The sequence below is a fragment of the Sedimentitalea sp. genome (assembly GCF_039973035.1).
GTDB lineage: Bacteria > Pseudomonadota > Alphaproteobacteria > Rhodobacterales > Rhodobacteraceae > Sedimentitalea.
Genome location: NZ_JBDWLR010000025.1, coordinates 1 through 12,089, shown reverse-complemented (window position 1 = coordinate 12,089; position 12,089 = coordinate 1). Strand labels below are relative to the sequence as shown.

12 protein-coding genes, 1 tRNA gene and 1 pseudogene are annotated in these 12,089 nt (G+C 54.7%); 9 read left to right on the top strand and 5 right to left on the bottom strand.

The window, feature by feature from the left end:
• The first annotated feature begins 1 nt into the window (after position 1).
• The 7 genes from ABJO75_RS05410 to ABJO75_RS05380 all read left to right on the top strand — a co-directional run bounded on the left by ABJO75_RS05410 (position 2) and on the right by ABJO75_RS05380 (position 7,072).
• Positions 2-1,423: an FAD-dependent oxidoreductase gene (locus ABJO75_RS05410; RefSeq protein ID WP_348135068.1), complete on the top strand. Its 1,422-nt coding sequence runs from the start codon at positions 2-4 to the stop codon at positions 1,421-1,423.
• Between the two features lie 15 nt (positions 1,424-1,438).
• Positions 1,439-2,824, top strand: coding sequence for a HAMP domain-containing sensor histidine kinase (locus ABJO75_RS05405; RefSeq protein ID WP_348135066.1), 1,386 nt, complete (start codon positions 1,439-1,441; stop codon positions 2,822-2,824).
• A gap of 77 nt (positions 2,825-2,901) precedes the next feature.
• A tRNA-Arg gene (locus tag ABJO75_RS05400) sits at positions 2,902-2,978 on the top strand.
• Between the two features lie 147 nt (positions 2,979-3,125).
• On the top strand, positions 3,126-4,337 hold the full coding sequence (locus ABJO75_RS05395) for a tyrosine-type recombinase/integrase (RefSeq protein ID WP_348135064.1): 1,212 nt from the start codon (positions 3,126-3,128) through the stop codon (positions 4,335-4,337).
• Between the two features lie 93 nt (positions 4,338-4,430).
• The gene (locus ABJO75_RS05390) at positions 4,431-5,201 is read left to right on the top strand and encodes a hypothetical protein (protein ID WP_348135062.1); all 771 of its coding nucleotides are present in this window, start codon (positions 4,431-4,433) and stop codon (positions 5,199-5,201) included.
• Positions 5,202-5,314: 113 nt separating this feature from the next.
• The gene (locus ABJO75_RS05385) at positions 5,315-5,527 is read left to right on the top strand and encodes a MerR family transcriptional regulator (protein WP_348135060.1); all 213 of its coding nucleotides are present in this window, start codon (positions 5,315-5,317) and stop codon (positions 5,525-5,527) included.
• A 525-nt stretch (positions 5,528-6,052) separates the two neighbouring features.
• Positions 6,053-7,072, top strand: a complete 1,020-nt coding sequence (locus ABJO75_RS05380; RefSeq protein ID WP_348135058.1) for a site-specific integrase — start codon at positions 6,053-6,055, stop codon at positions 7,070-7,072.
• A gap of 667 nt (positions 7,073-7,739) precedes the next feature.
• Here ABJO75_RS05380 and ABJO75_RS05375 read toward each other — a convergent pair.
• The 5 genes from ABJO75_RS05375 to ABJO75_RS05355 form a co-directional block, all read right to left on the bottom strand.
• Entirely contained in the window at positions 7,740-8,231 is a 492-nt protein-coding gene (locus tag ABJO75_RS05375) for a hypothetical protein (protein WP_348135057.1), read from the bottom strand.
• A 52-nt stretch (positions 8,232-8,283) separates the two neighbouring features.
• Complete coding sequence (locus tag ABJO75_RS05370) at positions 8,284-9,171, bottom strand: class I SAM-dependent methyltransferase (RefSeq protein WP_348135055.1); 888 nt, start codon at positions 9,169-9,171, stop codon at positions 8,284-8,286.
• Positions 9,172-9,262: 91 nt separating this feature from the next.
• Positions 9,263-10,084, bottom strand: a complete 822-nt coding sequence (locus tag ABJO75_RS05365) for a class I SAM-dependent methyltransferase (protein ID WP_348135053.1) — start codon at positions 10,082-10,084, stop codon at positions 9,263-9,265.
• Positions 10,085-10,126: 42 nt separating this feature from the next.
• Positions 10,127-10,303, bottom strand: a complete 177-nt coding sequence (locus tag ABJO75_RS05360; protein WP_348135051.1) for a hypothetical protein — start codon at positions 10,301-10,303, stop codon at positions 10,127-10,129.
• Positions 10,304-10,383: 80 nt separating this feature from the next.
• Positions 10,384-10,605 (bottom strand): tautomerase family protein, encoded by a 222-nt coding sequence (locus ABJO75_RS05355; RefSeq protein ID WP_348135049.1) that lies wholly within the window; start codon positions 10,603-10,605, stop codon positions 10,384-10,386.
• A gap of 182 nt (positions 10,606-10,787) precedes the next feature.
• On the opposite strand from ABJO75_RS05355, the gene ABJO75_RS05350 reads away from it, so the two are divergent.
• Both ABJO75_RS05350 and ABJO75_RS05345 read left to right on the top strand, forming a co-directional pair.
• Positions 10,788-11,474, top strand: a complete 687-nt coding sequence (locus tag ABJO75_RS05350; RefSeq protein ID WP_348135047.1) for a winged helix-turn-helix transcriptional regulator — start codon at positions 10,788-10,790, stop codon at positions 11,472-11,474.
• A gap of 345 nt (positions 11,475-11,819) precedes the next feature.
• A pseudogene (locus ABJO75_RS05345) lies at positions 11,820-12,089 on the top strand (hypothetical protein); the annotation flags it as partial.

The following is a 12,089-nucleotide window of genomic DNA, read 5'->3' as shown; positions in this document are numbered from 1 at the left end:
TATGGTCGAAACAATCAAAACCGATGTTCTCGTCATCGGAGCAGGCTCTGCCGGATTGTCCGTTGCAGCAGGAGCCAGCCAGATGGGGGCCGACGTGGTCCTGCTGGAGGGGCACAAGATGGGCGGAGACTGTCTGAACTATGGTTGCGTTCCGTCCAAGGCCCTGATCGCCAGTGCCAAGGCGGCACACGCGCAATCCCATTCCGCGCCCCTCGGGATCGCCAACCAGCCGCCGGACGTTGATTATGCTGCGGTCATGGAACACGTCGCGCAGGTCATTGCACAAATTGCACCGGTCGACAGCCAGGAACGGTTCGAAGGGTTGGGTGTAAGGGTGATCCGCGAATTCGGGCAGTTCGTGTCACCGACCGAAGTGCAGGCGGGCGACCACCGCATCACCGCGCGGCGAATCGTGATCGCAACGGGGTCATCTCCGCTGGTGCCGCCAATTCCCGGATTGGACAATGTGCCGTATCTGACCAACGAAACGCTGTTCGATTTGCGCGAGCGGCCTGATCACCTGCTGATCATTGGCGGCGGCCCGATCGGCATTGAGATGGCACAGGCCCACGTGCGTCTGGGCAGTAAGGTGACGGTGATCGAAGGGATGACCGCGCTGGCGAAGGACGATCCGGATTTCGCGTCTGAGGTGCTGGATGCGATTCGTACTGAAGGCGTGGCGATTGAGGAAGGGGCGATGGCGGCGGAAATCCGCGAACAGGCCAGAGCCATCGAAGTCGAAGCCAAGGATGGCCGGGTGTTTAGTGGTACGCACCTTTTGATAGCCGTTGGCCGCAAGGCCAACACCGACCGACTGAACCTGAAAGCCGCCGAGATCGAAACGACGAAATCGGGCATCAAAGTAGATGCGCGGATGCGCACCAGCAACCGGCGCATCTTTGCCATTGGCGATATCGCCGGGGGGCTTCAATTCACGCATGTGGCCGGCTATCAGGCCGGGGTTATCCTGCGCCCGATGTTGTTTGGACTGCCTGCAAAAGCCAAAACCTCTCATATTCCATGGGCAACCTACACGGATCCGGAACTGGCGCAGGTTGGGCTGGCCGAAGCGGAGGCGCGCGAGGAACATGGGGATAAGCTTGAGATTGCTGCCTTCTCGTTTGATGAAAACGACCGAGCCATTGCAGAGCGAAAAACCACCGGCAAAATCAAAGTCATGGTTGTTGGTGGGCGCCCCGTGGGGGCCACTATAGTCGGGCATCGGGCAGGCGATCTGATCAGTCTCTGGTCGCTTGCGATTGCGAACAATCTCAAGATGAGCCAGATCGCGGGGATGGTCGCTCCCTATCCCACATATGGCGAAATCAACAAACGTGCTGTAGGGGCCTATTTCTCGCCCAGACTGTTTGATAATCCTAGGGTCAAACAGGTGGTTGGGCTGGTTCAGAGATGGCTGCCCTGACGAACAAGGAGCAGCATGCTGAACACGCTTTCGGGTCGGCTTCTGGTATTGACCACGGTCTTTGTGATGCTGGCCGAGGTGCTGATATTCGTGCCCACCGTGGCAGGGTTTCGCGAGGATTACCTGCGGGACAGGCTTGAGCGCGCGCAAATCGCGTCGCTTGCGTTGTTGGCGGACGACATGCTGTCGACAGAGCTTGAGGCCGAGTTGTTGCAAACTGCGGGCGTCTACAACGTTGTCCTGCGGCGTGACGAAGTGCGAGAGCTGGTGTTGAGTTCGCCCATGCCGCCCATGGTAGCCGCCACCTTCGATTTGCGTGAAGGTGGGCTGATGACGCTGATCCGGGACGCGATGATCCGGTTGTTTTCAACCGAAGATCAGGTGATCCGTGTGATTGGCTCGCCGGTTCAGATGGCTGGTTTGCTGATCGAGGTTACGATGGACACTGCGCCTCTGCGCGCAGAGATGATTTCCTATGGGTTGCGTATCCTCGGCCTGTCAGCGGTGATCTCGGTTATCACCGCGCTGCTGTTGTTCTGGGCGATCCGGGTCCTTCTGGTGCGCCCGATCAAGGGGGTTGTGGGCTATATGCAGCGCTACGCCGCTGCGCCCGAGGATGCGCGCGGGCTTATCCACCCAAGCGCCAGCCTTGTTGAGCTGCGCGAAGCCGAAGAGGCCCTGCTCAAGGTTCAGACTGATCTCACCCAAGCGTTGAAACAGCGTGAACGGCTTGCGCAGCTCGGCGGTGCGGTCGCCAAGGTCAGCCACGATCTGCGCAACATTCTCACCAGCGCGCAGCTTTTCACGGACAGGATCGAAGCATCGGATGACCCGTTGGTGCGTCGTCTCGCGCCCAAGCTGGTCAATTCGATCACCCGCGCCGTATCGCTTTGCGAAAACACGCTGGCGTTTGGTCGCGCCGAAGAACCGGCGCCGACGCTTGGTATGGTGCGGTTGCGTGATGTGGTGGATGATGTTGTCGAAGGTGAGCGCTTGGCCGAAGACAGCAAAGCGGTCTCTTTTGACACCCAAGTCATGCCTCTCCTGACGATACGTGCCGACAAAGAACAGCTCTATCGTGTGATGTTGAACCTCGTGCGGAATGCGCGTCAAGCGATCGCGGCAACAGGCAAGCCCGGAACAGTGTCCATCGCGGCGGAAGAAGACGACGATGCATGGTTGATCACCGTCACCGACACTGGGCCGGGCTTGCCGCCCCGTGCGGTGGAGCATCTGTTCACGCCGTTTCAGGGCGGCGCCCGCAAAGGTGGCTCGGGTCTGGGCCTCGCCATATCCGCCGAGCTCGTTCGCGGACATGGTGGCAAGCTGACGCTCAAGGAAAGCGGCGCTCAGGGCACGGTGTTCGAGATTTGCCTTCCCAAGGGCGATGGCATGGTCTGAGGCCGCTCGGCTTTTTTCACCTGCCGGACGCTTTCCTCTTGCAAACCACCGCCACCCCATCTAAATCGCCCCACAGTGGACCGATAGCTCAGCTGGATAGAGTACTTGACTACGAATCAAGGGGTCGGGGGTTCGAATCCTCCTCGGTCCGCCACTACCACATTATTCTGAATATAGATGGGTCGCCTTGGGCGGCCTTTTCTCTTTGTATGCTTGGGCTTGTGGGCACCCGTCGCTTGCCTTGAGTTTCTTTCGATGGTGCATATATTCATTCCTTGAGTGGTATGAAGTGTGGTATTTTATGATGGCGTTATCCGGCAAGCTGACAAAGAAGCTGATTGAAAACCTAGGTGCGGGGCGGCACGGCGACGGCAACGGGCTTTATCTGGTGGTTGATCCATCCGGCGCACGGCGCTGGATCGTGCGGGTGGTCGTTAAAGGTCAGAAGAACAAGAAGGGTGCACCCTTGCGCACGGACTTTGGTCTGGGTGGGGCGGACATCGTAACGCTGAACCAGGCGCGGGAAAGGGCGCTAGAGTATCGGCGCATGGCGAAACAGGGCTTAAACCCGCGTTTCAACGCCCGGCAAGAGATTCCGACGTTCGAAGAGGTTGCCCAGCAGGTTCATATCGACCGGATGCCCACATGGAGAAACGCCAAGCATGGTCAGCAGTGGATCAACACACTGCGCGACTATGCGTTTCCCAAGATTGGCCGAATGCCGGTCGATAGCATTGACCAACCTGAAGTTCTGATGTGCCTGACTCCGATCTGGACTGAAAAGCATGAAACGGCAAAACGATTGGCGCAGCGGATCAAGACCGTGCTCGACGTGGCAAAGTCGAAAGGGTTCCGATCCGGCGAAAACCCGGTGACAGCGATCAAGGACGCGCAGGTTCTGCCAAAGGTAGTCAAGAAGGTGAAGCACCACAAGGCGATGGGCTGGCAAGATGTGCCTGCCTTGTATGCCGATCTGAAAACGCGCAACGCGATGGCTGCGAAGGCGTTGATGTTCACTTGCCTGACGGGGTCGCGCACGGGTGAGGTGCTGGGGATGCAGTGGAACGAGATCGACTTTGACGCGCGGCTCTGGACCTGCCCGGCAGAGCGTATGAAGACCGGCGAAGATCATCGCGTTCCGCTTACCGACGAGATGCTGGAGATCATCGAACCGCTGCGCAAGATGCAGTCGAACTATGTGTTCGAGGGCCAGAAACGCCACCACCCGCTGTCCAACATGTCGATGTTGATGCTCTTGCGCCGGATGCAGGTCGAAGGGGTCACGGTACACGGCTTCCGTTCGACGTTCCGCGATTGGGCATCCGAAGTCGCCAATGCGCCGCGTGAGGTTGCAGAAATGAGCTTGGCTCATAAGATTGGGTCGAACGTGGAGCGGGCCTATGCCCGGTCGGACCTATTGGAGAAACGGCGATCGTTGATGGATCGGTGGTCACAGTTTGTGGCCAATGTTCCGGGCAAGGTCGTAAAACTGACGGAAATTCAGAAAATTTAATGAGAAAAGGTCGCGCTCTACCGACCTTCTATGAGAGGTCCGTAGCCGTGTCCAAAGCTTGTAATGTGATAAGGTGCGTGAGACGCTACCTTTATGCAAGACAATATCGCCAATAACGACGAACCTGATGTAGCAGAACAACTTCATGCAATAGTCGAGCGGATGCTGAAGCCGTTCGACGTGAAGCTTCAACAACGGGCAAGCACCTTATTGGGGCAGAGTGCTCCTTTCGACTTTTCGCGGCCAAACGAGCATGACAGCAAGGCAGAATTCCAGCGCGAAATGGCGGTTGTTGAGCAGAGCTTAGAGCATTTGTCAGAGCTAATTGAACTTTTGTCGAGCAGTGATGACACCGGCGAACATGCAGAAACGTTGAGGCGAGTTAGGCCGATTGTTGACTACAAGTTGTTTCGCAGGTCCCCGCGCAGCTTTGTCCGAGACCCAATTAAACTTGTTCGCAAAAATGTCGCTGATGTTGGAGGCTATACGGCAAGCCTCTTTGTTTTGATGGACTTATGGTCCGTGATGGAGGACCGCTACCAAGAATTGCAGAGCCAGAAGAAAGAATTCTGGAATCTACCGCATCGAGCACCAGACCACTATGCCCGCGCGATCGCGTTACGTCTGGCGCGCTTATTTGCGAAAGAGACGCGCCAGCGACCAACCGTAGGCACATCGGGTGAGACCGGCGATCCGTCGACCTCTTTCACACGTGCGCTAAAAGAGGTGTTCGATCTTCTGGAAATCCAAACGGTTGTACGTTCTCCTGCCGAATGGGCCATTGAACAGCTTACAGAAGATGACCTTAAGCCTAATGTGAACCACTTGGTTAACTTTGGAATCATGCTGGGCAAAGGTCCATAATCACAAATTTAACTGGTGAACGCTGACAAAAAAGGTTGGCCTTCAAAGCCCTTTTTCAAGTTCCGTTCGCTGTGTTTCAACGGTCCCGTATTCAAAACGACGGAGATCAAAACATGGAAAATCTTTTCGAGCAGAGCCGCAGCTACGTTCTTGGCGACCCAGAGTTGGAATTGATCGGCGACCGGGACAAGCTGGCGCAATGGCGTCACAAGGGTATGGGGCCAGCGTTCTACAGGTTGGGACGCAAGATCATCTATCGCGGGGCTGATCTTAACGCATGGGCCGAAGCCCAGCGCGTCGAGCCTGCTGACGTTGGAAAATCCTGATGGCCAAGCGTGTATCAACACGCAAGATCAAGAAAAAACCGTCATTAAACTTACGAAACCGCTGCTTTGGTGATGGGATTGACTCCCCAAACGGTACGGTCTTGGCGGGCCAAAGGTCTAAGTGTGATGACTGGGCAGAAGCCGCACTACATCTTGGGAGAAGCATTGATCGAGTTTGTGAAACTGCACTGTCCGAAACGCACCAATAAGATGCCGCTTCACCTTATGAATTGCTTTGGCTGTGGGGAGCATCGGAAGCCTATGGGTGCAATGGTCGACTACCTACCTATAACGGATGCCAGAGGCCGCCTCATAGGGCTGTGTGAGGTCTGTGGTTGTCCCATGAACCGGTTAACCAGCAAGGCAGGCTTGGTCAAATTCGATGGGTTGTTCGATATTGCTATCAATGGCGGTTCGCAAGCCTAAGCGAACCCCACAACCCCTTCCTGAAACCACACATTCGTCGGGCGGTCCAAACCACCTGAAAAGAGCGGCAATCGAGCATTCAATCGGAGAATATGAAGCATGAGAAAACATGTTGAAGAAAACGAGCGGGCTAAACGCGAATACGTCTTCTATCTGGAACAGGCCAAAGGGTTGGACGAAAAGTCCACCGACAAGGTTCTTGCTGCGATCCTGAAGTTCGAACAGTCGACCAAGTTCAAGCCATTCAAACGGTTCCATATCGAGCAGGCTTCAAAGTTCAAGGAAGATCTCGCGAAGATCAATGGCAAGACGGGAAAGCCGCTCGGTCACGCGACAGTTGATGCGACCTTGGCGTCAGTACGCGGTTTTTTTCACTGGCTGGCAGGCCAGAGAGGTTACAAATCGCGTATTTCCTACAGTGATACAGATTACTTCCGCAACAGCCGCAAATCGGCCCGCGTCGCACATACTGCCCGCGAGAAAGAGTTTCCCTCAATTGAGGCCGCATATCACGCATTCCAAGCGATACCCGATCGCTCCGAATTCCAGCAACGTGACAAAGCGCTCTTTGCGTTCTTCATGCTGACTGGCGCACGTGTTGGAGCGGTCGCCTCACTTCGCCTGAAACACATAGACCTGTTCAACGGGCGGGTGCTTCAGGACGGCAGGGACGTGAACACTAAATTCTCCAAGACCATCGACACCACGTTCTTCCCGGTCAACCCGGCCTATCTGGAATGCTTTACGAGTTGGGTTGAGTATCTGCGTGAGATCAAGTTGTTTGGTCCGCAAGACGCCTTGTTTCCGAAACCCGACATGGGATTGGCGGAGGGCGGAGGTTTTGCCGTTCTGGGCCTGTCTCGCTCGCCATACACCAACGGCACCAAGTTAAACGCAATCATCCGCAATGCCTTTGCGTCGGTCCAGCTGCCAGAATACCCGCCGCACAGTTTTCGCAGCACTTTGGCCATGCTGGGCAAAGACATGTGCGACGACATCGAACAACTCAAGGCGTGGTCAATGAACATGGGCCACGAAAGCCTGATCACGACGGTATCATCCTACATGCCAGTCACGAGACAGAGACAGGCGGAGTTGATCAAGGCGTTAGGCACATAGGGCGGAATCCGGTCATTCGCTGCGATGGCAAACCGGATCAGTCTAGTGAAAAAGCTGACATCCAACACGTTTGATTTAGCATCATGAAACCATCTTGTTTCGGGGACCAAGTTTCCTTGATTGATGGCGCTTCGAATGCGGGTGCTTTATCACAAGAGCAGCTCGCCCTTTCGAACGAACCTAAAAAAATTGAGGCCATTAATGCCAGCGACCACACGCCAGACCGCCGGACCTGGCTTCAACTTCGAAGACCTAACTTCTGCTTGGCTGGTTTCTAAGATGTTGCTCGGGCAAAGGCTGCAAGGGGTCGGGACGGAAGGCGCTATTTTGCAATCTCAGACTAGTTCCATGGGCTGGATAATCGATGACCTTTTGGTTTCGACCAAAGACGGGGCTAGTCATCTTGCGATCTCTTGCAAGAGTAATGTTCAAGTTTCGCGCAATGGATTTCCGAAGGATTTTGTGGATCTCGCCTGGAAGCAATGGAAGACTGGCGGCGGCTCAATGCAAAACAACAAAGACTGCTTGGGCCTTGTAACAAGGGGGAGGCATCCCGCATTCGATCCTGTTTGGGCAGATATTACTAACTGGGTAAAAAGCTCTGATGAAGAACTCGCGCTGTCTAGAATAAGAGCCACCAGCAAACACTCAAGCATTTTTGACAGTATCAAAAGCCCGCACGGTTCAGCTGTGGCAACAGATCATGAAACGCTTCGACTAGCACAGCGGCTAATAGTCGTGCCGCTGGATTTCCAGCTGGATCAGTCAACATCTGAGGACGAGGCCATTCGTGGGTTTCGAAGAAGACCTGGCGTGCGAAAGCAAAGTCCGCCTTCATTACGTTCAGCATGGCGTAGATTTCAGGCACCCCATCTTCGTCCTCAAAGGATCTTGTGATTTTTGGGATTGTTAGGACGTCAAATAGTCCCGACGCATAACCCGCCGAGCTACAGTGCAGATACAGGGCCAGATCGTTTTCTGAGATGAACCGAAGGTACGGTTTTTCGATAGTTTCTTGCGGATTGGGCGGGATCGAACCTGCCATCTCGATTTGTTTTCGCAGATAGCCGAGTAGACTGGTTGCAATCAACTGGTAAGTGCCACTGAGGTGGTTCCAAACGCCGCGCCAAGCGGCTGCGGCGCTGTAAAAACCGAGCAAAAACAGAATTGCCGGACCTAGGCCTGTCTTTCCAAGTGAAAAGTCATCGTCGTCATTCCTCCGGGTTTCTTGCGGTTACAATCCAAGACGAACTGTCCATCCATAGGCCCTCTTCGTCACTTTCGACCCCGCGGAACATCTCGGCAAGGGCTACTTCAACCTCTGATCTTTTCTCTTCGGCAAGTAGGCCTCCTTCGCGGAACGTTTCTCCGGCGGGGCCAATAGCCAGTTGAAATGCGATTGCTTCCTCGACCGTACGCCCGACCAGCACTTTCGCATCCAGCCGCTCAAACGCGATGTCGCAATAACCTGCCGCTTCCATTTGGCCCCGCAGCACCGTTTCATCTTCCATAGAAAATGGCCCTGGTCCGCAAGTAAGCGCATTTTCTCCGGGCTTGGGCAGAATGCTTTGCACGACATCCCTGGCACTGATAAGCCAAGGGTTGTCTTCGCGATTGCGCCAAACGATATGCGCCATGCGCCCGCCGGGTTTCATGGCCGCGCGCATCGCTTTAAGCCCAGCCACCGGATTGACAAAAAACATCGTGCCAAAGCGCGCGAAGACAAAATCGAAGTCGCTCGCAGCCAACCCATTTTCGACATCATGACAAATGAACCGGACATTGTCGGGCTGGTCTTGACTGATTGATTGGCGGGCAAGGTCAATAAAATCCTGACAGCAATCAACGCCAAGAACTTCGCCTTTGGGACCTGTATGATCCGCTAGCGCGATGGCAGTATCGCCAAACCCACAACCAATATCGAGGATTTGATCCCCTTCTGCGATATCCAGTCTCGGCATGATGGCAGCGCTGTGCTGCGATAGCCCACCAACCAGAATGTGCCGATAGGTGATGAATTTGGGGGCCAGCACCGTGTTCCAAAAATCAACGAGTGGTGAAGGCTTTGTGGTGTTGATGGGGTAAGCATGAATGGTCATAGGAATTCCTGACGTATCACTCTGAGCAGCGACGATTTTTGACATTTATTTGAAGGGAGCATCAGAGGCGCGTTGTCACGCCTCTAATCTCTTACTTGTAGATGATGACTTCCGCGTAATCCGCAGGCGCGTTCATTGTGCCGTCTTCGGCGATATTGAACTCATCAATTAGAGCCAGGATGTCGGCTTCCAGCTTCATCTGGCCAGCTTCGTCAAGGGCCAAGAATGCCTTGTGCACTGGTCCATAGAGCGTGCGAAAGACCTCTACAAAGTGCGAAGGCGAGCGGTAACGGAAGTTGAATTGGCGGACATTCGAAGTGATCAACGAAGCCGTTGTTTCAAAGGTTTCATTGATCCAAGTCTCGTCACCCCAAAGTGCCGGGGACTTCACACCTGCGGGTGGGACCACATGCGCGCCAAGCGTCTTAAAGAGCCGCCCAATAAAACTGGATGGCGTCCAATTGGCCATGCCGACCTGTCCGCCATTGCGGGTGACACGGATCAGTTCGTTTGCTGCCTGCGTTTGGTTCGGCGTAAACATGACGCCGAAAGTTGAAACTGTTGCGTCAAAGGTTCCGTCCGCAAACGGCAGGGCCTCAGCATCAGCTTCTTTAAAGGTCACACGGTGGCCCTCTGCCACAGCGCGATCTTCGCCCATGGCCAAGAGTGACGGCACGTAGTCGGTTGAAGTTACCTCATGCCAGCGGCGGGCAAAGGCGAGTGTTGCGTTGCCGTTCCCGGCAGCAACATCAAGGACCTTGGACCCTGTCTTGAGGTCCATTGCCTCGGCCAGCGTTTCGCCGACGATCTGCAATGTCGTGCCAACCACGGCGTAATTGCCAGATGACCATGCTGCGTTTTGCTTGATCTTGATGGCGTCAAAGTCGGGTGTGATTTGGGAGTGCGTGTTCATTGTGTTTTCCAGTTTGAAAGGTGTTTTAGGGAAAGTTCGGCACTAGCCGCGATCAGCCGCAGACCGGATGGACCCGATCAAGGCTGTACGGTTATACCAGCGCTTGAAAGCGCTTCTGGCCGGTAGGTTGGAGACGCCATCAAAGCCGGTTCCGTAGGTCGGAGTACCGCGTGTGATGGGGGTGGCGGTTGCTGTCGGTAGGTTGAATGCAATTGTCATGGTGGTATCCCGTTTAAAAAAGGAGTGCGGATCGTCTGAGGCAGGCTGGTATGAACCTGCCCCGAACGAGGGGGCTAGGTTTAGCCCGCAGCTGCTTGCATTGATTTGACGTCAGCTGCGCCAAGCGCTTGGCCTCCGATGCCCCACTGACCGCCGGGGACGTCAATGACGCGCACCCATGTGACGCCACGCAGGGCCTCGCCTTCGATAGCGACCATTGTGTCGGTTACTTTGGCGATCATTTCTTTCTTCTCGTCTTCGCTGAAGACACCGTCGATGACTTGGATATCTACGAGTGGCATAGTGTGTTTCCTTTTGTTTTGCTTTCGCTTGAGACACCGCGTCTCAACCGATGAACAAAGGAATATGTGCTTGCCGGGCGTCCAGATACTTCGCGGACTGAAGCAACCCACTACAAAATTGGAACCAACCCACTACAAATTCTGAAGTCAGGTGATAAAGTTTGCGTATTGGAGGTGTTAATATGCGCTACAACCAATTTTGCCCCATCGCCAAGGCAACCGAAATATTAGGCGAAAAGTGGACAATCCTGATCATTCGCGAGCTGCTTATGGGAGGCACCCGCTTCAATGACTTGCAACGCGGTCTTGGAGATATATCTCCGGCCCTTCTGACCAACCGGCTTAAATCTCTAGAGTCGCAAGGGATGGTCGCCCGCCGCAAAATCTCCGGTCAGAAAGGCTTTGAGTATTTCCCAACGGACGCCTGTCAGGCCTTGCTCCCAGTGGTGAAGTCTTTGGGGGATTGGGGCATGCTATGGGCACGCCATACTATCCTAGACGCCGATTTCGACGCCGAGTTTTTGATGTTCTATCTTGAACGCAGCATTGATCCGACGAAACTGGTCGGCTCTGAGACCGTCATCAAGTTCCGTTTCTCTGATCTGACAGAACAGCAAAACTGGTGGCTCCTTGTTGAAAGCAACAAGGCCCAAGTCTGCCTGAAAGATCCCGGCAAGGACGTTAATGTGTTCTTCAACTGCTCCGTTCGCACAATGCATGATGTTTGGATGGGCGACCGGACTTATCGTGACGCGCTCAAGTCTGGTGATCTACGCGTTGACGGTGATTTGGTTCTGACACGCAATGTGCAGTCTTGGCTGAAACCAAGCGTCTTTGCAGACTCTGAGCGAGCACCACTGCCAGCTTAAGAATTAACTACTCAGCTGACTTAGAAACTGGCCGAACGACTGGTTTGGTAAATTCGCTGCGCTGCCGGATAACTATCACTGCATGTGTGAAGAATTGCAGCGTTAGCAATAGCCGCACCTGCATAAGTCCGCTTTGTCTCGCGTCTTACTAGTTCGCGCACGATGCAGCGAACGGCGCTGGTTCCCGAACCCGCCGCTCGTGGCCGACGCGGCGAAGGTATCGGGAGAGCCCACTTTGCCGGATATTGCACTCTATACGAACGTCCGCATTCATGGTCAGTTGCTTGAGGTTACATGATATGCACGGATTGCAGCTCGCATCGAATGTGTGACGGCGATTTTGGAATGTTTAACTTGAGTTCTTTTGAGCGAAAAACAGTCATTCTGGCGGCGGACATCGTGGGATATTCGCGGATGATGGATGAGGATCACAGTGTCGCGTTGGACGCCCTGAGAAACGTCCGCGACGGTATCGTCGAGCCATGCATTGCAGCGGGCGACGGCGTGGTTATCAAACGTCTTGGGGATGGGTGGCTAGCCGCGTTCGATGGATGCTCGGACGCGTGCGCATCGGCACTCAAGATACAATATCTATTAGCTGATGAAGGTGCCCCA